The following is a 25,330-nucleotide window of genomic DNA, read 5'->3' as shown; positions in this document are numbered from 1 at the left end:
AGGAGGAGACATATGTATAGGCTGATTATCGTCGACGATGAAGAGGACATTCGGGAAGGACTGGCCGATCTGATTGATTGGCCCGGACTGGGCTTTGCGGTTGCGGCGATGTTCCAGGACGGAAAAGACGCCATTCGTTATATACAGGAGCATGGGACGGATGTTGTGCTTACGGATATTAAGATGACTTATGTCAGCGGCATCGATCTTGCACAATTCGTGCATAAACAAAATCTGCCCGTCAAGGTGGTCATATTAAGCGGATATCAGGAATTTGCGCTGGCCAGGGAAGCGATTCGTTACAACGTGTCGCATTATTTGCTTAAACCTACCGACATCGAGGAAGTATCGGACGTCTTCCGTAAAATTCACGAGGAGCTGGATCGGGACAAAATGAATCGAGAGCGGGAGCAGCGTAATCATCAGCATGTGAAAACGCTTCGGCCTCTGCTGATGGAGCAGTTTTTTGCCCATTTGCTGCATGGAGGCAGTCCGAATCGCGGGACCGATTACTACAAGGAGCAGTTGATGGTGCTTGGTCTGTCGCCCCATGCGGCGGACAACCGATGCTGTCTGCTTGAAGCCGAATGGTCGGATACATCATCGAGCGCCGGCAAACGAGATCAGGATCATCGCCAAGCCATTAACGTGATAGTGACAAAAGAGCGTGAACAGATTCATTATGCTTGCATTCATAAGGACGACCGGCGCTTCTCCATTATCGGCAATGCTCTGACGGACGTATCCGAGGAGCTCCTGCTGAAGAAGGCGGAACATTATTTTCTGCATATTCAAGGCTCCTTGTCGGTTTTGCCCGGGTTATCTGTCAAGCTGGACAATCTGAGGCTGTATCCGAATCTGGCCGAGCTGATCCATAGCGTTCGCGGGCCAACGGGGGAAGCGCAAATACACGAGAACGCGTCCGATAACGTTGCGGAGGCGGCGCACGGCGAGGAGCGCATGATTATTCGGCAGGCCAAACGTTTCATGGAAGAGCGCTTCGACGCCGACCCTTCCATGGTGGACGTGGCCGACCACGTAGGGCTGAATCCTGTCTATTTCAGCCGCTTGTTCAAGCAGGAGACGGGACAGACCTACTCGGACTATTGCATCGATGTGAGAATAAAAAAAGCGATTCAGTATTTGAAGGATCCCCGCTACAAAATTTACGAGATTGGTTATCTGGTCGGCTATAAGAATACAAAATATTTCCTCAAGCTGTTCAAGCGGCAGACCGGACTAACGCCGTCGGAATACAGGGATCAGCTATGAAAAAAACGGAAATGAATTATTGGCGCTACATCCGCCACTATAAATTCAACAGTATATTGCTAAGAAACTTTTTGCTGATTATGACCCTCATCATCGTTCCGCTGGTTGGTATCAGCGTGTTCGTCTATGCGCACAATGATGCCAATATGCGGGCGGAAATCGAAAATTCCGCCCATAGCGAGCTGGCGCGGATCCGGGAATCGATGGATTTGATTCTGTCCGATGCGGAGCAATTGTCCGTCAGGCTTAAGGTAGACCCCGATGTCGTCATTCTAATGACTAGGAAGCTGTCTGCGCCGCTCAGCTACAACGACGCGCAGCGAATTTTACGGATTCAGCAAATCTTGCAGACGATCAAGCTGACCAATTCGTATTTGGACTCCATCTTTATTTATTCGGAGCTGAACGACTTTCTGCTGACCGCGGGGTTCAGCACGACGCAAACCGACGATTATTACGCTCATTGGGGAACGCTCGGATTCATGCGAGACCGACCCCATTATTGGGCGGCGGATTCGGCGCCGAACAGCGGGAAGCCGCTGCTCAGCTTTATTAATCGACTGAACGAAAGAGCCCCGGGAACCGGTGACGACGGCAGGATCGCGATCAACATGAATTTGAACAGTCTGGGCGATTTGCTGGGGGGCAACGAACAGCAAAACGTGTACATGCTGGATGACCGCGGCCAAATGATGTACAGCGGCGACGCGACGAAACTTAATCGGACGCTGGAGGAGAGCAATCCGGAGCTGGCGAGTCAGCTGGGAAGCATCCCGGCATCGCGCATTGTCAAGGTAAACGGCCTTAACCAGGTGCTGAGCAAGTTGCCGTCCGGCGTCATACGCGACTGGAGCTACGTGTCCGCCGTGTCGCTGGAGCGTTACCACCCCGAACGTTCAAGGGTTATTCATCTGATGGCGATTCTGTTATTGGTGAGTATCGGTACGGCGATTATTCTTGCCTTTATTATCGCTTTGCGCAGCTATCGTCCGATTCGTGAAATTTTATCGTTGATCGAGAATAAGGGGAACCCGTTCCATATCCTTGGCAAGTCCGATCAGCCAGACTGGAATGAATCGAGGTACATTCTGACCAATCTGTCGGAGTCCTTTGATCAGAGTCACAGCATAGAGGCGCAACTGCAGGAGAAATACGAGCTGCTGCGCAAAGCTCAGGCGATCGCGCTGCAAGCCCAGATCAACCCGCATTTTTTGTACAATACGCTGGATTCTATCAATTGGAAAGTGATGAGATTGACCAGCGGCAAGAACGAGGCTTCGCAAATGATTCGTTCGCTGTCGCTGCTGCTGCGGCTTGCGCTGGAGACGAAAGAGGATTTTGTGCCGATCGGCAAGGAACTGGAGCATGTGAAGTTATATGTGGAATTGCAGAAGCTGAGATACAAAGAACAAATATCGTTCGAATGCGTGGTGGAGGAACGGCTGCTGGAATGCCGCATCGTCAAGCTGATGCTGCAGCCGCTGGTCGAAAATGCGATCTACCACGGCGTCAAGCAAAGCGGACATAAGGGAATGATTAACGTCCGCATCTATTCAAGCAGAGACGTCATTATTATCCGTGTGCGGGACAACGGCGTGGGCATCCCGCCGCTTGTGCTGCAAGCGTTGAACGACAGCTTGCGCAGGGATCACTTGCAGGAGAACGAGCATATCGGTCTGCGCAACGTGAATCAGAGAATCAGGCTCGCTTTTGGAGAAAAATACGGTCTGACCGTGCGTAGCAAGCTGAATGCGGGGACGATCGTGGAGATGAGGCTGCCTATACTTCATACGGATTAGACGGCGGGGCGCAGGATGCCCCCCGTTTTTTTTGAATTATAGGAAAGTATATGATTTCGCCATACTTTCTCTATAATTCTCGGCAACGTTACGCGCCCCGCCTCCAAAGGACGGCGTAACCGTTTCGCCTTGATTGGAAATGAAAGTATTTTATTGGCGGCTAAATAAGCATCCTTAAATGTAAAGTGCGCGGGATTGTTTGGAAGCGGATTCAACACTATTCTGATAACACAGGCCGGCGCCAATCAACGACACAATAAGAAAGGAGGCGACAAGATGCAGCATATGGAGGCTGCCGCGTCAGCAGGCGCGCATCAGCGAAGTCAACCAAGTCGCCGAGAAGATTTTATGAAACATATGGTCAGATACAAATGGCTGTATCTGTTCCTGGTTCCGGGCTGTCTTTATTTGCTGATATTCAAATATATTCCGATGTTTGGCATCATGATCGCATTCAAGGATTTCAGTCTTGTTCGGGGCATCTGGGCAAGCTCGTGGATAGGGTTCGAAAACTTTGAATATCTGATCCGATCCGCCGATTTCTACAAGGTATTGCGCAACTCATTAATTTTAAGCTTCTATCATCTTGCGTTCGGATTTCCCGTGCCGATTATTCTGGCGCTGATGCTGAACGAAGTGCGGAATATGATATTCAAGAGGGTCAGCCAGACGCTGTTGTACCTGCCTCATTTTATATCATGGGTTGTGCTGTCGGGGATGGTCATCAACTTTCTGTCTCCCTCGACGGGTCCGATTAATTTCATCATCAAGGAAATGGGGTTTGACCCGATTCCGTTCCTGCTCAAGCCGGAATATTTTCGAACGATTCTGGTATCGGCGGAGATCTGGAAGGGAGCTGGATGGGGCACCATCATTTATTTGGCGGCGATGACCGGCATCGATCCTTCGCTCTACGAATCCGCCAAGCTGGACGGGGCGTCGCGCCTTCAGCAAATCCGGTACATTACGCTTCCGGGCATTGCCTCGACGATTACCGTGCTGCTGGTGCTGCAAATGGGACATGTGCTCGACAACGGGTTCGAGCAAGTATTCCTGCTGTACAATCCGGCAACCTATGAGGTGGCCGACGTGATTGAAACGTATACGTACCGAATCGGTCTGATTGACGGCCGAATGTCCTTTGCGGCTGCCGTAGGTTTGTTCAAAGCGGCAGTGGGTCTGGTCATGGTGCTGGCTGCTAACCGGGTGGCTCGTTTGTTTGGAAATCAATTATGGTAGGTGATGGATCGTGATCCGGAGAAAACCGGAGATGCTGGACGTAATCAATTATACGCTTATAACGCTGATATGCGTCGTGATGTTGTATCCGTTCATGAACGTCGTGTCCGTTTCCTTAAGCTCCTACAGTTCTTATGTGCAAAACCCTCTGATGGTGTGGCCGGAAGATATGACGCTCGGAGCTTACAAGGAAATCATGAAAAGCGGAATGCTCTGGAGAAGTTATGCGAATACGATCATCGTCACGGTCAGCGGCGTTGGCATAGGCATCCTGTTGTACATTCTGACCGCTTATCCATTGTCCAAGAAGGTGCTGAAGGGACGCAGAACGCTGATGCTGCTCATCGTGTTCACTATGCTGTTCAACGGCGGGCTGATCCCGAATTTCTATTTGATGCGTTCGCTAGATTTGCTGGACACGCTGGCATCACTGGTGCTGCCGGCGCTGTTAACCGGATTCAACCTGATTCTGATGAAAAATTTCTTTGAGTCGCTTCCCGAGGAGATCGAGGAGGCTGCCCGCATCGACGGGGCTTCAGACCCTTACATTTTGTTCCGTATCGTGGTTCCATTGTCCAAGCCGATTATCGCCACGTTATGCCTGTTCGCGGCGGTCGGCTATTGGAACAATTTCTTTAACGCCATTGTCTACATTCGCAGCCCGGACAATTGGCCGCTTATGCTGTACTTGCGGGAGGTGATAGAAGGAGCGAGCACGATGGCCCGCTCGGCCAACGCAGCTGAAATGGGAACGGAAATGATGACTAGCGAAACAATCAAATACGCTACGCTGGTTCTCGTCATGATACCGATATTATGCGTATATCCATTTCTGCAGAAATATTTTGTCAAAGGCATTATGCTAGGCTCTGTCAAGGGATGAAACGGGCAATTACTAAAAAATGTTGGAGGGGTTCAAGATGCAATCGAAACACAAAATCTTGTTTGGCTCAATGATGGCCGGCTTGCTGCTTCTTGCCGCATGCTCGGGCAACGGCGGCAATCCGGCGAGTCCGTCGGCCCAGCCGAGTGCGTCCGCACAAAACGGCAATGCGCAAAGCGGCAAAACGCAGGACGAAGCGCCGCTTGAAATTAAAATAATGGCTAATTATACGAAGCCGGAATTAACGGATAGCGATAAGAAGTTTATTGAAGAAATCGAAAAGCTGAACAATGTCAAACTTAATTTTGAAATTCCGCCAGCAACGGGGTACAGCGAGCAACTGCAGCTGATGCTTGCTTCCGGCACGTATCCGGACGTCGTCATGTTTACCGACACGGCCAACCAAAGCTTCCAGAACGCGGTGAAGGACGGCCTTCTTATCCCGGTGAACGAATATATTGAAAACGCCGAATATTTGCAGCAATATACGTATCAGGCTTCATGGGATCAATTGAAAATGAATCAGGACGACAATATTTACGGTATACCGCGTACGTCAGTGGTACGCAACGACGCCTATTTTGTCCGTCAAGACTGGTTGGACAAAATCGGTTTTGAGGTGCCGGCGGATTTTGCGGTTACGCTTGACGAATTCGCCTATATCCTCGAGCAGTTTACGAAAGGCGATCCCGACGGCAATCAGAAGAACGACACTTACGGCTACGGCGGCGCCTACAACGGCAATAAAGTGTTGGATCCGATCGTACCGGGCGCTTTTGATCTGACGGGCTGGCAAGCGATGGAAGGCGACGAATACGCCTATATGAATCCACTGTACGACCGCAACGGCGACAATTTCAAAAAAGCGCTGGAGTTCAGCGCCCGCATGTACACAAGCGGCTATTTTGACCCCGATTCGGCAACCAATGATTACAGCAAACAGCGTGAGCGCTTCGTCAAAGGGCTTACCGGCGTATTCCCGGGTTTCTCCGGCCATTACGACCGATTGATCAACGATCTGAAGCAAACGAATGCGGACGCAGAACTGACGTATCTGTTTGTCAAAAACGAAAACGGCGAAGTGAAAGGCGGCTCGCTGGCAGCCTCGTCGACAGGGCTGTGGGGCTTCTGGGGCATTACGTCCACGGCAAAAAATCCGCAAAAAATTGTCGAAGTGCTGAACTCATGGATTTCCGACGATATGTGGGATAAAACGGCTAAGGGTTACGAGGGAGTGGATTATGTCGTCGTCGGCGACAAGAAGGCGCCGACCGATCCGCCCGCGGTTGTGGCGGAGGTCCGCCAATCCACGATGCGGCGGGCCAACGACACGTCGTTTTTCCTGACGGTCAGCCTGACGGATGAGCAACGCGCCAAGATTGTGCCATGGCTGGAGAAATCGATTGAGACGGTCGTGCCCGCGAAGGACAATGCCTTTATCCCGGAAGCGGCGAAAAAGCCGGATTTTATGGATTACACGAAAACATGGCAGCAAACGATCATGCAGATCATCATGGGCGAGAAGCCGGTGAGCGAGTTTGACAGCTTGCTGGAGGGCTGGTACAAAAACGGCGGCAGCGACTATGTGCAGCAAATGAACGATTACATCGCGAAGATGGAAAGCTCCAAATAAACGATAGCCGGAGGAGAGCGGGAAAGTCGAGCTCTCCTCCGGCCATTGCAAGGAGGGTGGCCGATGAATGCGGTTCAAGAAGTGATTACAGCCGATGTGCTGATTGCCGGCGGAGGGACGGCAGGCTGCAGCGCAGCGATTGCGGCCGCCAGGGAAGGCGCGCGCACGGTGCTGCTCGATATGGATGACGGCGTAGGCGGTGTAGCCGTTCGCGCCAATGTTAGCGACTATCATTTCGGCTCCCGCGGCGGGTTGCAAAATGAAGTTGATCGACGAGTAAAGGCCAGACAAAACATTCTGGGGGGGAGAGAGGCCATCTCGCACCCGGAAGCCAAACGTTCCGTATATGGGGAACTGCTCAGCGACTGCGGAGTTCGGACCATGCTGGGGCATCTGATCTATGACGTATTGGTCGAGGACGGAGCCGTTGTCGGGGTGCTTGCGGCGGGGCCGGAGGGCCCAACGGAGATTCGCGCAAAAGTGACGGTGGACTGCACGGCGGAAGGCGACGTGTCGGCGATGGCGGGCGCTTCCTATTCGGTTGGCAGGCAATTCGACGGGGTGTCCCATTCGTATTCCTTATGTCCCCGCATCATGCTGCATAATCCGAAAACGGGCAAGCTTCGCCTGCATTTGAAAAACTTCGATGCCGGATGGGTCCATTCGCCCAGCGCCGAGGATGTCAGCCGTGCTTACCAAGAAGGCAGACGGCATCTTCTGAATTTGCTGGAGAGCGGGAAGACGGATGTACATATGTTGTCCGTGGCCCCAAAGCTCGGGATCAGGGAAGGGCGGCATATTGTCGGCGATTATGTGCTGGCGCTGGACGACTTCCTGCACGATCGCCATTTTGAAGATGTGATCGCAAGAGCTTTTTCCTATTATGACACTCATGCGCGGGATCTCGGGAATGAATCGGATTTTGCGCAAATCTGGCTGGTCATGCTGGATATGACTGAAAAAAAAGGCCTCTGGTGCGATATTCCGTACCGCAGCCTGCTGCCTGGCGGGGTCGAAGGTTTGCTGGTTTCCAGCCGCGCGCTATCGGTCGATCGGGACGTGTCGATGGCGATCCGGATGCAGCGGGATATTCAGAAGATCGGCGAGGCGGCGGGCGTGGCCGCCGCGATGGCCGTTCGTCTGCAAGTGAAGCCGCGGGAAGTGTCCGTGCCCGATTTGCAGCGCAGACTGGTGGAGCTTGGCGTATTAAACGAACCCGATTTGATTCGGACGGATACGGCCAATATGCAATTTCGCAAGGGCGAGCTGGCCGAGCGATCGCTTTCCCCGGAGCTTGTGAGCCAGTTGCCGCCTGCGGAGGCGCTGACGCTGGCGCGGCTGCTGGCGGAGCGGCTCGGCGCGGAGGAACAAGCGCTCGCGGTCTGGTGGCTGAGGCTGCTCGGAGAGCGAGCGGCCGAGGCGCTGCTGGAAGCCTTCGGCAGGGAGCCCGCTTCTTGCGCCAACGCTGAGTCGGAGGAAGCCGCAGGCATCGAGCATGCAGCGCGGGCCTGCGGGGCGCCGCCGGAAGTGGAGCTTGCGTCGGGAGCCTGCGGGGCGCCGACGTCTGGATGCCGCATGGCGGCTATGGCTCTTGCGCTGCTGGGAAGACGGGAAGCAGAGCCTGTTCTGCTTCATATGTTCCGGAGCAGGTTGAACGGCAGGGCCAATCCGGGCTCCTACCCCGAATGGATTGCCGCCCTTGCCGCGCTCCGGCTCATGGGCAGCAAGGCGCTGGCCGCATCCGAAATAGTGGCTGCGCTGCATGAGAAGGATTATAATACCGGCATCTGCAGCATGCTGCTTCAATATTTGGAGACGGTATGCGGGGAAGTGAAGGCAGAGGATCGGGATAAGCTGGCGGAAGGCTTGCTGCAATGGTCCAGCCGGCCGGGCATCGGCGACAATTACGTGCCGCCCGAGGCTGACGCGCAATTGTCCGTCCGCTGGAACTTGCAAATGCGAACGGGCATTATTGTGGCTCGCTTGGGTCTGGGCCGGCAAGGGCGCGGGCTTTGTGAAACATGGCTGAATGACGAGCGGGTGTCCGTCAGGCGGGCTGCCGCCAAGGCGTTGGAGCGCATAGAGTCGAATACGCGCACGGAAACGTTCGAACAGAGGGGAGACAATGCGGGATGAGGCGGATACGATATGATGCGGTAGTTGCAGGCGGGGGATTGGCGGCCATGATGCATGCATGCGCTCTGGCGGAATCGGGGCGCAAGGTGCTGATCGCGAACAGCGGCACATCGCTTGCGCACGAGATCGGGCTGTCGCGAATGCCATTGGCAGGAATGCGCGAGCTTGCGGACCGCTATCCGCTCTTTCAATCGTGGCTGAATGAGCTGTCCGCATGCGGCGCCTTGAAGGGAGATCGTATGGATCCGGTGCGCACGCAGCTTCTTGCGGATCGTTTCGTCCGGGATAGAGGCGTGGACGTACTGTTCGAGACGTTCCCCGTCGAGCTGCTGCATGACGACGATGGGAGCGAAGCGCATGTTCCGGGCGCAAGCGGAGAAACGCGGGTAACGGGTATGCGCTTCGCCACGCGCGAGGGGATGTGCGTCGTCGCATGCGACGCTGTGGCCGATTGCACGGAATCGGCGGTACTTGCTTCGCAATTGCTGGCAATGGAGCGGGTCAACCCGTCCGAGCTGCCCGCCTTGTGGACGCTGACCTTCCTGAAGCAGGGCATACCGGTGGAAGGCGGAGGCGAACAAGCCCAAGACGGCGAGACGATTGTTGCGGAAGCGGCGCGTTCGAAAGGGGATCTCCGCCATCCGGAAAGTTTTTCCTTCGACCTGGGCTCTGCACATTTCGAATGTCTGGTCCAGCCGGCCTTTCGCGAAGAAGAATACTCCGTCATGACGGCCGTATATTCGCCAGACGGCCGTGCGGGGACGGAGATCGGGTTTACGGCGATGCTGGAGCAGGTGTATACGCGCATCAAGAGTCAAGTTGACACGCTGCTCGGCCCGCTGCTGCATGTCAGCGAGAAGTGCTGGACCGCTCCGAGGTTTGTATGCTCATCGTTGCTTGCGGGAAGGGTGGAACAAAGGAATGCTGCCTGGTTGGAAACGTCGGACGGATCGTTCGCCGTTATCGGGTGTTGGACGATGGAGAGCCGGCGGATCATTAAGGCTGCCGGGGCGCACGGGATGGGAGGGGAGGCGCTGCGGCTGCAGGTGGATGCGGCCATGGAAGCGGCCCGGGCCGTGCGGCTGCCGGGATGAAGTCCGGAAAATACGGATTACAGGGAGTTTACCAACAGCATCTGACTTTGCTGAAGTCGTCGTTTGCCCTCGATATGTATGCGGATGTCGGCAAACATTCATTTACACATGCGTTCATGGGCTGGACACTTATCGAACGCTTGTCTGCCCGAGTTCTGTGACTGTCTCTCCTCCTGGAATGGGTTGACCCGCCTAATTTGCGGCGCATTCCGATTAATCTTCGCGCTTCGGGTGCAATTAAAGTTCTGTTTTGATAAAATAGACAGGACTTAAGGGACAGACCATAATCAGGAGGCATACATAGGATGAGAAACGATGGCAGGCAACCGAATGAGCTTCGTTCGGTCACCATAACGGCAAACGTAAATAAACATGCGGAAGGTTCCGTCATGATCGAGTTCGGCGATACGAAGGTGATCTGCACCGCAAGCGTGGAGGAACGCGTCCCTCCTTTTATGAAGGGACAAGGCAAAGGCTGGGTAACGGCGGAGTACGCGATGCTGCCGCGAGCGACCCATTCCCGCAATCAGCGCGAAGCGGCGAAGGGCAAGCTGACGGGTCGGACAATGGAAATTCAGCGTTTGATTGGCAGGGCCTTGCGGTCGGTCGTCGATCTGCAAGCGCTTGGCGAACGCACGATTACGCTGGATTGCGATGTGATTCAAGCGGATGGCGGAACAAGGACGACTTCGATTACCGGCGCATTCGTCGCGCTCGCGATCGCCGTGAACAAGCTGTCAGTGAACGTCAATTTCTCCAAGTTCCCGATCCGCGACTTCCTGGCATCGGTTAGCGTAGGGGTCATTGGGGAGCGTGCGCTGCTCGACCTGAACTACGAAGAGGATTCCAAGGCGAAGGTCGACATGAACGTTGTCATGACGGGCCAAGGAAGATTCGTCGAGGTGCAAGGAACGGGCGAGGAAGCGACGTTCTCCCGCGATGAGCTGAACGAGCTGCTCGGGCTGGCCGAAGGCGGCATTAACGAGCTGTTCGCGAAGCAGCGCGAGGTGCTGGGACCGATCGCCGACCGGATCAGAGGTTGACCGTATGGGAAAGAGCAATCTTATTGCAGGTAGCCGAGACGGATTAGGGAATGACGTCATTGTCGTCGCGACAAAAAATAACGGCAAAGTAAAGGAATTCGCCCATGCACTGGGTAAGCTGGGCAAACGCGTCCTTAGTCTGCACGACTTCCCGGAAATTCCGGACATTGTGGAGGACGGCGACACTTTCGCGGCGAATGCCCGAATTAAAGCGAAGACGACTGGCGACGCGTTAGGCGTACCGGCGCTTGCGGACGACTCGGGTCTGCGCGTTGAAGCGCTCGGCGGAGAGCCGGGCGTCTATTCGGCCCGATATGCAGGGGAAGGAGCGGCCGACGAAGAAAATAACGCCAAGCTGATTCGGGAGCTTACGAGCATCGGCGCCAGCTGTTCGGAGCAGCGACTGGAGGATGGTTCTCGGCAACTCAGCAAAGCGCAGTTCGTCTGCGCCCTTGCGCTGTACGACCCTGCCACAGGAGAATTCGTGGAAGCGGAGGGCACGGTAGACGGCGTCATCACGGACAAACCGCACGGAGCCGGAGGTTTCGGCTACGATCCTCTCTTCTGGCTTCCGCAGCTTGGCAGAGGCATGGCGGAGCTGAGCAAGGAGGAGAAGGGAGCCATCAGCCATAGGGGCGATGCGCTTCGAAAGCTGATTCCTCTACTTATGAAGCAGCAATAATTTCGAGCGATGTCTCCTAATGAAGCGGCTGCCCCGAAAGTGTTCGCGTGACATGAAAACATCCCGAATTACAAACGAAAGGACCTCGAATTCCACTTTAATGTGGGGGTTGAGGTCCTTTTCTTGAAGAAAATCGCTTTTTATTCTCTCAGCCTACGCTTACCTTGTAATGCTTCAGCCACAGGTTGACCTGGTACAAATACGCGAATATTTGCGGGCCTGACATCAGTTGGCCGAACCAAGGAATGTTGGACTTCGCAGAATCGGATTCCGCCAACGACCTGACTTTTTTTATATCGATCAAAGGAAGAATCGGGGAGTTCGGATCGTTTAGCACGTCGAGCAATAGCTCCTTGACCGCGGTCAAATAGTTGGGGTTATGCGTTTTCGGGTAAGGGCTTTTTTTGCGATAGAGCACATCGTCCGGCAGAACGCCTTGCAGCGCCTTGCGAAGAATGCCCTTCTCGCGGTCTCCCGCCGTCTTAATCTCCCAAGGGATGTTCCACACGTATTCGATGAGCCGATGATCGCAAAACGGGACGCGCACCTCGAGACCCTCCGCCATGCTCATCCGGTCCTTGCGGTCCAGCAGCGTCGGCATAAATCTCGTTATGTTGAGGTAAGACATGCGCCGCATCCGGCTTTGCAGCTCATCCTCGCCGGCCAGCTTCGGAACTTCGGCCACGGCGTCGGCATAACGGTCGTTGATATACTCCTGCGGCTTGATCCAGGCGGCCACCTCCGGGGACAGGAGGTCTGCGCGCATCGCCGTAGCGAGCGACCAGGGGAACGTATCGGCCTTCAGCGCTTCCTCGCGGTGGAACCAAGGGTAACCGCCGAATATTTCGTCCGCAGCTTCGCCTGACAATGCCACGGTTGCGCCTTTCTTGATCTCGCGGCAGAAGAGCAGCAACGACGCGTCAACATCGGCCATGCCTGGCAGATCGCGGGCAAGCGTAGCGTCCAAAAGCGCGTCGACGAGTTCGGGCGTGTCGAACTGGATCGGATGATGGATCGTTCCGAGATGGGAGGTCATCCGTTCAATCCAAGGCGCGTCGCTGTTCGGCTGGAAGGCATGGGCCTGAAAATGTTTGTCATTATCCCGATAGTCAACGGAATAGGTATGCACATTGCCTTGCCCATTAGCATCATAATATTGGACCGCAAACGTCGTTAGAGCGCTGGAATCGAGGCCTCCAGACAGCAGCGTGCAGACAGGCACGTCGGAAACAAGCTGACGTTCTACCGTATCGCGCAACAACTCTCCGACATGTTTTGCCGTCTCCTCGACGGAATGCTCGTGAGGCGTGCTTCGAAGCTGCCAATAAGTGATCGTTTTGACTCCGGCACGGCTAACGACCATGCATTGACCGGGTTTCAGTTCAGTGAGATTTTTATACACGCCATGGCCCGGCGTGCGCGCGGGACCCATGACAAAGATCTCCGCGAGTCCTTCGGCCCCGACTTCGGCTTTAACGGCCGAGTGCTCCAGAATGCATTTCGGCTCGGAGCCGAACAGGAAGAGCCCCTCGACTCTGCATATAAACAAGGGCTTTACGCCAAGCCGGTCGCGCGCGAGGAACAGCTCCTGCGCTGTCACATCCCAGATTGCGAATGCGAAAATGCCGTTAAACCGCTCGACGCAGGAGCGGCCCCATTCCATGAAAGAGACGAGCAGCACTTCGGTGTCGCACGTCGTCGTGAACGTTCTTCCTCTGCTTTGCAGTTCCTTGCGGAGCTCGGGCGCGTTGTACAACTCGCCATTATAGACAACGATGTATTGATCGTCGCCCGTGTACCTGATCATCGGCTGGGCGCCATTCTCGGGATCGATGACGGACAAGCGGCGATGTCCTAGCGCGCAATGCGCGGAAATCCAGGTGCCTGCGGCGTCCGGCCCGCGCGGCGCAAGCGTTTCGGTCATGCGCTCCAGATCGGCACTTTCCCGGGTCAAGTCACTGTTCCAATCGATCCAGCCGGTAATTCCACACATCTATCTCATTCCTCTCTATGCTGGACTCCAGTTGCGATAATAAACAGTTATATGCGGAAAAAAGGGATAAAATGTCTGTCCACAAGGGGAAGCTAAGGAAGGCATAACCCGAAGTTTGTCGCAAGCTGTACAAGCGATGGAGGTGAATTCAGATAATGGAAGGTCAAGGCGAGCAATTGCACGGAAGCGACGAGGAACGGCAGCATCTTTATGTATCCGTCCAAGCGGGGCAAATATTGACCGATCCCGAGGCGGCCGCTTACGAGTTGGATATCGTTGCGAACGAAGAGGAAGTGTCGCGTCTTCGCGAGCTGTTCGAAGAGCTGTCGAGTATGGCGGAGGCGGAGCTTGGCTATTACGCAAGGCCTGTCGCTAAGAGCGACCATGACGAAACGATTAACGGCGCCAGCGATGAAATTATTACGAGGATCTACCGGTTGTTATACGAATGCGGCACGGAATCCACGAGGAGACATATTTCCTCTATGGGACTGCTATAGCCAGCTTCATCATCCCGATCACCATCGGCGGCATTCCTCACTGCCGCCTTTTTGCCTTCTAAATTCAAAACAACAACCGCCCGTTGATCCGGGCGGTTGTTGTTCTGGTCGGACACCGGAGCCTTGCCGTTAAGCGGGCGGCGGCGTTTCCTCCCTGTTCTTGCGTGTTCGGATGTACAGCTCGTACGATTTGACTCCTACGATCTTGACGATCATGTAGATCGGAATGACGAGCAGGAAACCGACGATGCCGGCTATGTCCCCGCCTACCAGGACGAGAATGATCGTGGTCAGCGGGTGAATATCCAGCTTTTTGCCGAATACGTAAGGCGCGATCAGATTATCCTGAACCTGCTGGGCCGCGAGAATGATCACCAGCGACCAGATGGCCGTAGCCGGGGACACGATCAGCCCGATGATCACGATCGGAATGCTGGACAGGATCGCGCCGATGACAGGGAAGAAGTTCAAGATGACCGCGACCACCGTTAGCAGAAGCGCGTAGGGCAGCCCGATAATAAGAAAGCCGATGTACATAAGAACGCCGAGCGCCAGATTGACGATGACCCTTCCGACGATAAAATTGCTTAACGCCTGATCGATGTCCCCCAGCATGGAACGGCCATCCTCCTTATAGCGGGAAGGAAAAAACCACACGAGCCGATTTTTGAACTTGCCCCCTTCCTTCAGCATGTAGAAGAGCATGATCGGGAAGGTGATCAGCACGATCGCAAAGTCGGAGAAGAAGGTGAACAGACCGGATACAGAGCTGCTAACCACGTTAAAACCTTTGTTCAATAACTCGGTGACCTGTCCCGAAATGTCCGTGTTGGCAGGCAGCAACGGCGCGATAAACTCGTTGTCGCTCAACTTCTCGAGCTGTTCGTTGATGCCCGCGAATATGGCTGGAGCGTTATGCACCAAGTTCATCACCTGGCTCTTCAGAGAAGGCCAGACTCCGATGAAGAACACCGCGAGCAGCAAGGAAATAACGAGGTAAAGCAGCAGAATGGCGAGCGACCGGTTCAGCTTCTTGCCTTCCAAATAATCGATGAGCGGCCTCATCAAATAATAGAAAAACCCGGAGAGCAGAAGCGGCGTCAGAATAATGCTGAAAAGCGAGAGAAGAGGGGTGAAGATGAAGGAGACGAGCGAACTCAAATAAATAATACCCAATACCAACAACACTGCGATACATATCCGTATAAAGACGTTTAGCTTGGTCATCGTTTCTCTCCTGTTCCTGTCCATTCCTAAGCATCGACGCGATGCAACAAATCAGTAATACGCGGGATGAAGCTGCCGGTAGCAACAAAAGAGTCCAGTTGTGTAAAATCCAATATATGGAACCCATATCTTTACATAGGGTTAGGGGGTATGTTAAATTGTATACAAAGGAGTTGATTGAATTGGAACATACAATACTTGAGGCTGCCTCATGCGACCATACTTCCTCTACAGAGCGGAAAAGTCATCATTCCGAAAAAACGAAACGCGGTTTGATGCATCGTCTAAATCGGATCGAAGGGCAAGTGCGCGGGGTGAAGGGGCTGATCGAACGAGACACTTACTGTGATGATGTGTTGATTCAAATTGCTTCGATTCAGTCCGCTCTTAATGGATTGGGGAAGCAGCTTTTGGAACACCATTTAAAAAGTTGCGTCGTTGGACGGATCGAAGAAGGTGATCATGAAGTTCTAGACGAGCTTTTGATCACGGTAAATAAGTTGCTAAAATAAGCCAAATAGGGGGATGCTTTAGAAAAAGCAATCCCCCTTTAATTGTTTTTTACGCAATCATCTTCCGGCATGCTTCCGCACAACGGAAACAGGCTTCAGCACAACGTTTGCAATGCTCGTGGTGTTCGTGCTTCGCGCATTCATTGCCGCAAGCCTCACAGATCTCGGCACACAAGCGGCAGATTTCCTTAGCAAAGGGGCTATTTCTGGACATGGCCGCAGCGGCCAGTGAGCAAATGTCGGCACATTCGCGATCCAGTCGGATGCAATCGGCCATCATCTTAACGTTATCTTCCTTTAGGCAAGCGTCGTAACAGTGATTACATTCCTGCATACATTTCAGACATTCTTCGATACATTGTTTGTAATGTTCATGCATGGGGTATTCACTCCTTTTTTTGGATTCATGTATAGTATACCCCTGTGTACTATATGCGAATCACTTTTGACAACTATACTCTAATCAAAAAAAGAATGGCAGGGAACGTTATGAAAACCATCTTAATTGTCGACGATGAAGACAATATTCGCGAGGTTATTCGATCTTATTTACAAAATGAAGGTTACCGGACGATTGATGTGGAGACAGGGGGTGAAGCCCTTCAATGTGTGCGCAGTCAGCCGGTGGATTTTGTGATACTGGATTTAATGCTGCCCGATATGGAGGGGGAGCAAGTATGCAAGGCCATCCGGCAGATCGATTCCGTTCCTATTCTCATGCTTACAGCTAAAGTTTCCCAAAACAATCGTATTCGAGGGCTTTCAGTCGGTGCGGACGATTATGTGTTAAAACCATTTGACCCTAGAGAGATTGTGGCGAGGGTTCGAACGATATTACGGCGTTCGGATGATGATGTGCTTCTAGCCGACCGCTTGACGTTTAATCATGGCGAACTAATGATTGATTCGATGAAGCAGCAAGTTTTTCGCTCCGGCGAGCCGGTAAATCTGACACCGAACGAGTACAAAATTTTGCTGTTGCTCGCCAAATATCCGCAACGATGTTTTCAAAGGGACGAGCTGATTGAGCGCGTTTTGGGCCATGATTTTGAAGGTGATGTTCGTACCATTGATCAGCATGTAAAAAATCTCCGTCACAAGATCGAAAGCGATCCGAAAAAGCCGGTTTATCTAGTGACCGTGTACGGTTTCGGATACCGTTTCGCAGGTGAAACGGTATGAATCGTCGACTCTATTCGAGGCTCGCGTTCATTATTATTGGCACTGCGGTCGGCATCGTTTTAGTTTCTAGTGCGGTACTAATTATAACAACACACTACCATTTTCAGATGTATCAATCGCAGGCTTCTGTTGTAGGCCATGACTTGATTGAACTGAATTACCATTTGGAGCTGGCTTTGTTGCAAACGATTATTTGGACATGCATCGTGTCGATTGTGCTGGCGATCGTGCTTGGTTTTTATGTGGCCAAGCGGATCTCGTCCCCTCTTGTCCATATGAAGCGTGTGGCTGAAAAGATGACGGTTGGTGAGTGGCACGCACGGGTTTCGCTTTCTGGGACAGACGAACTGGCTGAATTGGGAAGGTCTATCAATACACTGGCGGCGCAGTTGCAGCATCAGGAACAGCTTCGGGTCACGATGACGGAGAACATTGCTCACGAACTGCGAACACCATTGACAACTCTGAAAAGCCATATGCGGGCGCTGGAAGACGGCATTTGGGAGCCGACCCCGGCGCGCATTCATACCTGTTACGAAGAAATTGAACGCTTGACAGAGCTGGTAGCCGAACTGGAGGATTTAAACCAGCTCGAATCGCCCGGCTTTCAATTGGTACGAAAGGAAGTACGACTTGCGGAGGTCATCGAACATGCTGTCAATCTAGTCGATGCGTCATATCGGGAGAAGCATGTCCGCTTGGGTTATTCGGTCGATCCGGATATTAGGGCACTCATAGATCATGACCGGATGATTCAGGTTTTGGTGAATTTGCTGAGCAATGCGCTCAAATTTACATCCGAACACGGTGAAGTAAATATATCGGCAGCAGAAGAACAAGCGGAGATCCGGATCGTTGTAGAGGATTCGGGCGAGGGGATTCCTCCCGAAGATCTGCCCAACGTGTTTGAACGCTTTTACCGTGCAGATAAATCGCGAAGTCGCAGAATCGGAGGGAGCGGACTCGGATTAACCATTGTAAAACAGCTCATAGCGGCTCACGACGGGCGCATTAAAGTAGAAAGCGAAAAGGGTACAACATTTACGATTCGACTTCCCAAACTCTTAAATGAATCTACACAAGTTCTTCAAAAGTATAAGGTAGATTAGTTGTGTAAGTCGAAATACATTACTGAAAGGAGTAAAGAAAATGAAAAAAGCGCTGATCTTATTTGGTCTTGCCGCTACACTCGTGCTTAGCGCATGCGGGAACGGCAATAATGACACGTCTTCCGAGCCGAATAAAGGTAACAATGAGATACAGAAAGAGGGGGAGAACGGTCACGCTGGCATGGATCATTCCGGTTCAAGCGGGGCTCCGGAAGGGATGCAAAAAGCCGCCAATCCGACGTTTCCCGAGGGAAGCGAGGCCGTCATTACGGATGCGCATATGGACGGTATGAAAGACGCGGCAGCTATGATTGCGGGCGCTTATGACACGACGGTATATACCGTGTCTTACACTCCTGCAAACGGCGGTGATCGTGTAACGGATCATAAGTGGGTTGTTCATGAAGAAATCAAGGATGCAGGCAAAGAACCGCTCAAGCCCGGCGATGAGGTGGTTTTGGAGGCTGACCATATGACGGGGATGGAAGGTGCTGAAGCAACCATTGATTCTGCGGAGCAGACGACCGTCTATATGATCGATTTCACCTCAACGACAACCGGCGAAGAAGTGAAAAACCATAAATGGGTGACGGAAGACGAGCTGGCTTTGCCATAGAAAAACAACAACCAAGCCGACGGGTTACTCAACCGCCGGCTCTTTCTTCGTGGGGAGCATGCTGGAATGTCTGAACGGGTAAATATATATCGAAAAAAAATCAAAGTTTTAGATCAACCGTTTAAGAAAAAATGTGTCATAACGGGATCGCCGGTGATTGACAGTGAATCCGAACAAATAAAAATCCCCGCTGGCCCAGTAGAATGAAGGGCTCGCGGGGATTTCATTATGTATCAAAATTATTGATATGCAACGTAATGGCGTCCCAGGAGGGATTCGAACCCCCGACAACTCGCTTAGAAGGCGAGTGCTCTATCCGACTGAGCTACTGGGACACTGTACGATAATATATCATGCCGACCTAAGGTATTGCAAGTAAAAAAATGGAGGAATTCAAAAAAAGATTGCCGAACATAACGATGGTCTTTGAATATATAGGACTTTGTTTGGCGCGGACGACCATGCGTGGTATAATCGATCGCAGGATTATTCAGAACCTATTTACGAGCATGCCTTAAGGCGGTGTTATCATTACGACTCCTCAAGAGCCACATAACGATGGCAAGGACAATGTTTATTTATTCCCCAGCATGCTGGATCAGTACCAGATCTCGCTTACGAGGATGCTGGAGGCCGAACAATACAGGGAAGCGAAGGAGCTTCTCCGATTTCTGCTGCAATGCCAGGGGCAGGAGAAACGCCATTATGAGGAATGGGCGAATTTGCTGAGCTGGCTGGACATGGCGTTCCCGGTGGGGAGCGAGGCTGCAGAAGAGAACGCGCAGGAAAGCGGACAGGACGAAGAGGCGCTGCGTGCCGAGCTGCTGAAGCCGCCCGTTCAAGATGAAGCGTATATCAGCCAAGTTCTCTATATCATGCGCAACCATCCTATGATGGACCAGCAGCAGCTGGCACTGGAGCGCGCCGTCTACATCGATGATCCCGGCGTTGACGCTGCCATCCTGGAATGGCTGAAGGATGAAAGTCTTCATCCCATCCTTCAATTCAAGGCGCTGCAATGTCTTAAGCGGAGAGGGGCGACAGGGGAAATACGGCTTAGACGGCTGGATGAGGATGTCATGCTGGAAATCGAAGCGACCCCGCTGTCGCTGGAGGAATTCCCGGCTCCGGTTGGCGACATCCTGGAGCGTACGATCGCGGTTGCGGAGGTTGACGACCCGACGCTGCCTCATTTCGCCACGGAATTATGGAAGGAGAGCCTGCAATTCCTTTATGGGACATCGCCTTACGGGTGGATGCTTAGAGACGAGGATGCGACGGTGGATTGTTTCGCGGCTGCGCTGCATCTTACGCTGCATCTGACGGTGTACGGCTCGGCGAACGACGACGATATACGCGATACATATGGCATTTCCGACAGTCTCAGATTTCGTTATGAACAGGCTTGCCGAACGCTCAGAGGCATCGCGATGCTGCTGCAAACGGGCGGCGATGAACATCAGCCTTGATAACTTGTCCATCTTTGTTTATAATAGAATGGTTTATGTAACGTGAAAACTATGGATGCATGCGCATTTTTGGAGGGGAAGGCATAAAATGAAAGCAACTTGGGAAAAAATAGACAAGAACATCGTATCTATCGATGTTGAGGTGGACGCGGACAAAGTGACCGGCGCTCTGGATCAAGCCTTTAAGAAAGTGGCGGCGAAGGTTAACGTTCCTGGTTTCCGCAAAGGCAAAGTTCCGCGGGGAATCTTCGAATCCCGATTCGGAGTAGAGAGCCTTTATCAGGATGCAATCGACATTCTGTTGCCAGAAGCTTATACGACTGCCGTTCAAGAGAACGAGCTTCAGCCCGTAGACCGTCCCGAGATCGACGTGACGCAATTCGCGAAAGGACAATCGTTCAAGTTCGTCGCGAAGGTAACGGTTAAGCCCGAAGTAACGCTCGGCGATTACAAAGGCCTTGAGATCGAAGCGGTCAGCTCCGAAGTTACGGAAGAAGAAGTAGCGGCAGAGCTGGAGCGTCTGCAGCAGCGCCACGCCGAACTGACGGTTGTCGAAGAAGGAGCCGCGCAGAACGGCGACATCTCCGTGATCGACTTCGACGGATACGTGGACGGCGAGCAGTTCGAAGGCGGCTTCAGCGAGCGCTATTCCCTGGAGCTTGGGTCGAACTCCTTCATCCCCGGCTTCGAGGAGCAAGTAGTAGGCATGCAGCTTGGCGACTTCAAGGACGTGGAAGTTACGTTCCCTGAGACGTACCATGCAGAGCACCTCGCTGGCAAAGCTGCCGTATTCAAAGTGAAGCTGCATGAGCTGAAACGCAAAGCGCTTCCTGCCCTGGACGACGAATTCGCCAAAGACGTAAGCGAGTTCGACACGTTGGAAGAATACAAAGCCGACTTGAAAACGAAGCTTCTGGAAAGCAAGGAGAAGGAAGCGGAGCAAGCGCGTGAAGTAGCGGTTGTCGACAAAGCGACGGCAGCGGCCGAAGTCGAAATCCCGGAAGCGATGATCGACACGGAAACCGACTATATGGTGAAGGACTTCGAGAACCGTCTGCGCATGCAAGGCATGAACATGGATCTGTATTACCAGTTCTCCGGCCAGAACGAAGAAGCGCTGCGCGGTCAAATGCGTTCCGACGCCGAGAAGCGCGTACGCAACAACCTCGTGCTGGAAGCGATCGCGAAAGCCGAAGGCTTCGACGCGACGGAAGAGGATCTGGCTGCAGAGCTGGAGAACCTGTCCAAGCAATACAACCGTCCTGCGGAAGAACTGCGCGACATTTTCGAGAAGAACGGCAACATTAGCAACCTTCAAGAAGATATTCTTCTTCGCAAAACGATCAAGTTTCTGCTTGACAACAGCAAAACTGCCTAAAAGTGTAACCTCTTAATACCGTTTGACATACGCTCCATGCGTGTGCATGGGAAGCGACATAGAAGAATAGGTTAGATCGAGGATAAGGCGCGTGCATGTAACGTGCCTTATTTTCACCCTACATATGAAATAGGCGGATCTCTTCGACCGCCAGGGAAGCGTACATATCAGGCGTCGGACGCCGTATACTGTAGTATTCGGCGAAATGACAATCCATAACTTAACGTGTTACAATAAGGATGCATTCCAAGTCCACAACGAAAAGAGGTTGGTCGCATGAACCTGGTACCGATTGTAGTCGAACAGACGAATCGCGGAGAACGGTCCTATGACATTTACTCCCGATTGCTGAAAGATCGCATTATTTTTCTCGGGAGTGCCATTGATGACGATGTCGCGAACTCCATCATCGCTCAGCTGCTGTTTTTGGCGGCCGACGATCCGGAGAAGGACATCCATCTGTATATCAACTCTCCCGGCGGCTCTGTAACCGCTGGAATGGGAATATATGATACGATGCAGTATATCAAGCCAGAAGTATCCACGATCTGCATGGGTATGGCGGCAAGCATGGGCTCCCTTCTTCTTACAGCCGGTGCGAAGGGCAAACGCTTTGCTCTGCCAAACGCAGAAGTGATGATCCACCAGCCTCTCGGCGGCGTCAGAGGCCAGGCAACGGATATCAAGATTCATGCCGACTGGATTCTCAAGACGAAGCAGAAGCTGAATCAAATCTATGTCGACCGCACAGGTCAGCCATATGAGAAGATTGATCGCGACACCGACCGCGATTACTTTATGAGCGCGGAAGAAGCCCTGAATTACGGTCTGATCGACAGGGTCATTACGGCGCCGCTGGGCTAACATAAACATTCAAGGGGTGAGTACATGTTCAAATTCAATGACGAAAAGGGTCAATTGAAGTGTTCGTTCTGCGGCAAATCGCAGGATCAGGTGCGCAAGCTGGTCGCCGGTCCTGGCGTCTATATATGCGACGAATGTATCGAGCTTTGCACGGAAATCGTGGAAGAGGAGCTCGGCAACGATGAAGAGCTTGATCTGAAGGATATTCCGAAGCCGAAGGATATTCGCGCCATTCTGGATTCCTATGTCATCGGTCAAGACTTCGCCAAGAAGTCGTTATCCGTTGCCGTCTACAACCATTACAAGCGGATTAATTCCGGCAGCAAAATCGATGACGTCGAGCTCCAAAAGTCGAATATTCTGCTTTTGGGTCCTACAGGCTCCGGCAAGACGCTGCTGGCGCAAACCATGGCCAAAATTCTTAACGTGCCGTTTGCAATCGCTGACGCCACTTCCTTGACGGAAGCCGGCTACGTAGGCGAAGACGTTGAGAATATTTTGCTCAAGCTGATTCAAGCCGCCGATTACGATGTGGAGAAAGCTGAGCGCGGCATTATCTACATCGACGAGATCGACAAAGTAGCCCGCAAGTCCGAGAACCCGTCGATTACGCGCGACGTATCCGGCGAAGGCGTACAGCAGGCACTGCTAAAAATTCTGGAGGGTACGGTCGCATCCGTTCCGCCGCAAGGCGGACGCAAGCATCCGCATCAGGAATTTATCCAGATCGATACGACGAACATTCTGTTTATCTGCGGCGGCGCATTCGACGGCCTCGAGCAATTGATCAAACGCCGGATCGGCAAAAAGGTCATCGGCTTTAACTCCGCGGGAGACACGACAAAGGATTTGAAGCCGGGCGAATACTTGGGCATGGTATTGCCTGAGGATCTGCTGAAATTCGGTCTTATTCCGGAGTTTGTGGGCCGTTTGCCTGTCATTTCGACGCTGGAGCCGCTTGACGAGCCGGCATTGGTACGGATTTTGTCCGAACCGAAGAATGCTCTTGTCAAGCAATACCAGAAACTGCTCGAGATGGACAACGTAAAGCTCGACTTCGAGCCCGGAGCGCTCGACGCGATCGCGAAGGAAGCCATCAAGCGCAATACCGGCGCCCGCGGTCTTCGCGCCATCATCGAAGGCATTATGCTCGACGTGATGTACGAAGTTCCGACGCGAGATGACGTGAACACTTGCCTGATTACGGAGAAATCCGTGCAGGAGAAGATCATGCCTGAGCTTTCCGCCAAGAAGGGCAAGAAGAAGGAAGAAAGCGCCTGATAAGGGACGATACTCCACCCCGTGGCCTGCGATAACACGCTTGCCGCGGGGTGGACTTTGACGTTTTTGTCACCTTTCCGCTGATTTGGCGTAGTAGTTATAGCATGTTCAAAGTCCAATTGTCGGCACCATCTTCGTACTACGTTTCCCGAGATTGGACGCATGATGGGAGAGATCATAATGTATAAACGCCAGGATACGATTCCGGTGAAAGTCGGCGATCTGACGATCGGCGGCAGCAATGAAGTCATCATTCAGAGCATGTGTACGACGAAGACTGCTGATGTAGAGGCGACCGTGGCCGAGATTCTTCGTCTGGAGGAAGCGGGCTGCCAGATCGTTCGCGTAACCGTCAATAACAAAGAAGCTGCAGAAGCGATCAAGGAAATTAAGAAACGTATTCATATTCCGCTCGTTGCGGATATTCATTTTGACTACAGACTGGCCCTTGCAGCAATCGAAAACGGCATCGACAAGGTTCGGATTAATCCCGGCAACATCGGCCGCCGCGAGCGTGTGGAAGCTGTTGTGAAAGCTTGCAAGGAACGGGGGATTCCAATCCGGATCGGCGTCAACGCAGGTTCTCTGGAGAATCACTTGCTGGAGAAATACGGTTATCCGACGCCGGAAGCCATGGTGGAGAGCGCGCTTTTCCACATTGGCATTCTCGAGGAGCTCGACTTTCACGACATTATCGTTTCGCTAAAGGCGTCCGACGTGCCAATGGCGATCGCGGCCTACAGCATGGCTGCAGAGAAGATCAAATATCCGCTGCATCTTGGCATTACGGAAGCAGGCACTCTGCATACCGGCACGATCAAGAGTTCGGCGGGCATAGGAGCTTTGCTGGCTCTGGGCATCGGGAATACGGTTCGGATCAGCCTCAGCGCCGATCCTGTTGAAGAAGTAAAGGTTGCGCGCGAGCTGCTTAAGACTTTCGGTCTCATCACGAACGCGGCTACGCTCGTCTCCTGCCCGACATGCGGCAGATTGGACATCGACTTGTTCTCTATCGCTAACGAGGTAGAGGAGTATATCTCCAAGATCAAGGTACCCATCAAGGTGTCGGTGCTGGGTTGTGCGGTTAACGGTCCAGGAGAAGCACGCGAGGCGGATATCGGCATCGCGGGCGCTCGCGGAGAAGGCATGCTGTTCCGTTACGGCGAGATGATTCGCAAAGTGCCGGAAGCGGAGCTGCTTAACGAGCTGAAGAAGGAAATCGACAACATCGTGACCGTATTTGAGGCCACCGGCGAAATTCCGGGACGCAAAAATCACGCCCACGCCTAATGTACAATAAATGAGGTTATCTGAACCGTCTAACGACTGTCAGAAGGCCTCTTCTTTTTTTCTGGCGGGGCAAGCGATTATTCCTGTATCCAAGCGGCAATACTGACAGAATACGGTTGGTATGAAAG

At 52.9% G+C, this 25,330-nt stretch carries 22 protein-coding genes and 1 tRNA gene; 19 read left to right on the top strand and 4 right to left on the bottom strand.

The genetic code is table 11. The features are described from left to right. Window positions 1–12: 12 nt before the first annotated feature. The 9 genes from B1748_RS03965 to rdgB all read left to right on the top strand — a co-directional run bounded on the left by B1748_RS03965 (window position 13) and on the right by rdgB (window position 11,781). A complete protein-coding gene (locus B1748_RS03965) occupies window positions 13–1,272 on the top strand; it encodes a response regulator (RefSeq protein WP_179215364.1) in 1,260 nt (419 codons plus the stop codon). Then, window positions 1,269–3,071, top strand: a complete 1,803-nt coding sequence (locus tag B1748_RS03960; RefSeq protein WP_087566560.1) for a sensor histidine kinase — start codon at window positions 1,269–1,271, stop codon at window positions 3,069–3,071. Before B1748_RS03965 ends, B1748_RS03960 begins: the two co-directional genes overlap by 4 nt. A 276-nt stretch (window positions 3,072–3,347) precedes the next feature. Then, window positions 3,348–4,310, top strand: a complete 963-nt coding sequence (locus tag B1748_RS03955) for an ABC transporter permease (RefSeq protein ID WP_256975517.1) — start codon at window positions 3,348–3,350, stop codon at window positions 4,308–4,310. A 10-nt stretch (window positions 4,311–4,320) separates the two neighbouring features. Beyond that, window positions 4,321–5,193, top strand: coding sequence for a carbohydrate ABC transporter permease (locus B1748_RS03950; RefSeq protein WP_087566559.1), 873 nt, complete (start codon window positions 4,321–4,323; stop codon window positions 5,191–5,193). A gap of 37 nt (window positions 5,194–5,230) precedes the next feature. Further along, window positions 5,231–6,826 (top strand): extracellular solute-binding protein, encoded by a 1,596-nt coding sequence (locus B1748_RS03945; protein WP_179215363.1) that lies wholly within the window; start codon window positions 5,231–5,233, stop codon window positions 6,824–6,826. 63 nt (window positions 6,827–6,889) lie between these two features. Further along, complete coding sequence (locus tag B1748_RS03940; RefSeq protein ID WP_087566557.1) at window positions 6,890–8,962, top strand: FAD-dependent oxidoreductase; 2,073 nt, start codon at window positions 6,890–6,892, stop codon at window positions 8,960–8,962. Then, complete coding sequence (locus tag B1748_RS03935; RefSeq protein WP_087566556.1) at window positions 8,959–10,056, top strand: FAD-dependent oxidoreductase; 1,098 nt, start codon at window positions 8,959–8,961, stop codon at window positions 10,054–10,056. The genes B1748_RS03940 and B1748_RS03935 overlap by 4 nt, the downstream gene beginning before the upstream one ends. A gap of 305 nt (window positions 10,057–10,361) precedes the next feature. Further along, window positions 10,362–11,099 carry a ribonuclease PH gene (gene rph, locus B1748_RS03930; protein WP_087566555.1) on the top strand — a complete coding sequence of 246 codons (738 nt, stop codon included), beginning with the start codon at window positions 10,362–10,364 and terminating at the stop codon, window positions 11,097–11,099. Window positions 11,100–11,103: 4 nt separating this feature from the next. After that, window positions 11,104–11,781, top strand: coding sequence for an RdgB/HAM1 family non-canonical purine NTP pyrophosphatase (gene rdgB, locus B1748_RS03925; RefSeq protein ID WP_087566554.1), 678 nt, complete (start codon window positions 11,104–11,106; stop codon window positions 11,779–11,781). 148 nt (window positions 11,782–11,929) lie between these two features. Here the strand turns inward: rdgB and asnB are convergent, their stop codons facing one another. Then, complete coding sequence (asnB, locus tag B1748_RS03920) at window positions 11,930–13,774, bottom strand: asparagine synthase (glutamine-hydrolyzing) (RefSeq protein ID WP_087566553.1); 1,845 nt, start codon at window positions 13,772–13,774, stop codon at window positions 11,930–11,932. A gap of 155 nt (window positions 13,775–13,929) precedes the next feature. Here asnB and B1748_RS03915 point away from each other — a divergent pair, with 155 nt between their 5' ends. Further along, on the top strand, window positions 13,930–14,274 hold the full coding sequence (locus B1748_RS03915) for a hypothetical protein (protein WP_087566552.1): 345 nt from the start codon (window positions 13,930–13,932) through the stop codon (window positions 14,272–14,274). A gap of 129 nt (window positions 14,275–14,403) precedes the next feature. Here B1748_RS03915 and B1748_RS03910 read toward each other — a convergent pair whose 3' ends face one another. Then, window positions 14,404–15,501 carry an AI-2E family transporter gene (locus B1748_RS03910; protein WP_087566551.1) on the bottom strand — a complete coding sequence of 366 codons (1,098 nt, stop codon included), beginning with the start codon at window positions 15,499–15,501 and terminating at the stop codon, window positions 14,404–14,406. 275 nt (window positions 15,502–15,776) lie between these two features. Between B1748_RS03910 and B1748_RS37345 the strand changes: the two genes are divergently transcribed. Next, a complete protein-coding gene (locus tag B1748_RS37345) occupies window positions 15,777–16,013 on the top strand; it encodes a metal-sensitive transcriptional regulator (RefSeq protein ID WP_246608796.1) in 237 nt (78 codons plus the stop codon). A gap of 49 nt (window positions 16,014–16,062) precedes the next feature. Here the strand turns inward: B1748_RS37345 and B1748_RS03900 are convergent, their stop codons facing one another. After that, complete coding sequence (locus B1748_RS03900; protein WP_087566550.1) at window positions 16,063–16,392, bottom strand: four-helix bundle copper-binding protein; 330 nt, start codon at window positions 16,390–16,392, stop codon at window positions 16,063–16,065. A 110-nt stretch (window positions 16,393–16,502) separates the two neighbouring features. Between B1748_RS03900 and B1748_RS03895 the strand changes: the two genes are divergently transcribed. Genes B1748_RS03895 through B1748_RS03885 form a run of 3 tightly spaced genes read left to right on the top strand, consistent with a single transcriptional unit; the run spans window position 16,503 to window position 18,920 of the window. Next, a complete protein-coding gene (locus B1748_RS03895) occupies window positions 16,503–17,195 on the top strand; it encodes a response regulator transcription factor (protein ID WP_087566549.1) in 693 nt (230 codons plus the stop codon). Continuing rightward, window positions 17,192–18,304, top strand: a complete 1,113-nt coding sequence (locus B1748_RS03890; protein ID WP_087566548.1) for a sensor histidine kinase — start codon at window positions 17,192–17,194, stop codon at window positions 18,302–18,304. Before B1748_RS03895 ends, B1748_RS03890 begins: the two co-directional genes overlap by 4 nt. A 40-nt stretch (window positions 18,305–18,344) precedes the next feature. Then, window positions 18,345–18,920, top strand: coding sequence for a YdhK family protein (locus B1748_RS03885; protein WP_087566547.1), 576 nt, complete (start codon window positions 18,345–18,347; stop codon window positions 18,918–18,920). A gap of 258 nt (window positions 18,921–19,178) precedes the next feature. On the opposite strand, the gene B1748_RS03880 is transcribed toward B1748_RS03885, so the two are convergent. Then, window positions 19,179–19,255 (bottom strand) — tRNA-Arg (locus B1748_RS03880). A 288-nt stretch (window positions 19,256–19,543) separates the two neighbouring features. Here B1748_RS03880 and B1748_RS03875 point away from each other — a divergent pair. The 5 genes from B1748_RS03875 (at window position 19,544) to ispG (ending at window position 25,202) form a co-directional block, all read left to right on the top strand. After that, window positions 19,544–20,389, top strand: coding sequence for a hypothetical protein (locus B1748_RS03875; protein ID WP_256975516.1), 846 nt, complete (start codon window positions 19,544–19,546; stop codon window positions 20,387–20,389). An 88-nt stretch (window positions 20,390–20,477) separates the two neighbouring features. Continuing rightward, window positions 20,478–21,767 carry a trigger factor gene (gene tig / locus B1748_RS03870; protein ID WP_087566545.1) on the top strand — a complete coding sequence of 430 codons (1,290 nt, stop codon included), beginning with the start codon at window positions 20,478–20,480 and terminating at the stop codon, window positions 21,765–21,767. Window positions 21,768–22,043: 276 nt separating this feature from the next. Beyond that, window positions 22,044–22,631 carry an ATP-dependent Clp endopeptidase proteolytic subunit ClpP gene (clpP, locus tag B1748_RS03865; protein ID WP_087566544.1) on the top strand — a complete coding sequence of 196 codons (588 nt, stop codon included), beginning with the start codon at window positions 22,044–22,046 and terminating at the stop codon, window positions 22,629–22,631. Window positions 22,632–22,655: 24 nt separating this feature from the next. Beyond that, window positions 22,656–23,912: an ATP-dependent protease ATP-binding subunit ClpX gene (gene clpX, locus B1748_RS03860; RefSeq protein WP_087566543.1), complete on the top strand. Its 1,257-nt coding sequence runs from the start codon at window positions 22,656–22,658 to the stop codon at window positions 23,910–23,912. A 180-nt stretch (window positions 23,913–24,092) separates the two neighbouring features. Then, complete coding sequence (gene ispG / locus B1748_RS03855) at window positions 24,093–25,202, top strand: flavodoxin-dependent (E)-4-hydroxy-3-methylbut-2-enyl-diphosphate synthase (protein WP_087566542.1); 1,110 nt, start codon at window positions 24,093–24,095, stop codon at window positions 25,200–25,202. The last annotated feature ends 128 nt before the right edge of the window (window positions 25,203–25,330 follow it).

The organism is Paenibacillus sp. MY03, from assembly GCF_002165585.1.
In the GTDB taxonomy this organism is placed as follows: domain Bacteria; phylum Bacillota; class Bacilli; order Paenibacillales; family Paenibacillaceae; genus Pristimantibacillus; species Pristimantibacillus agaridevorans.
This window is presented reverse-complemented; position numbering and strand designations above follow the sequence as displayed.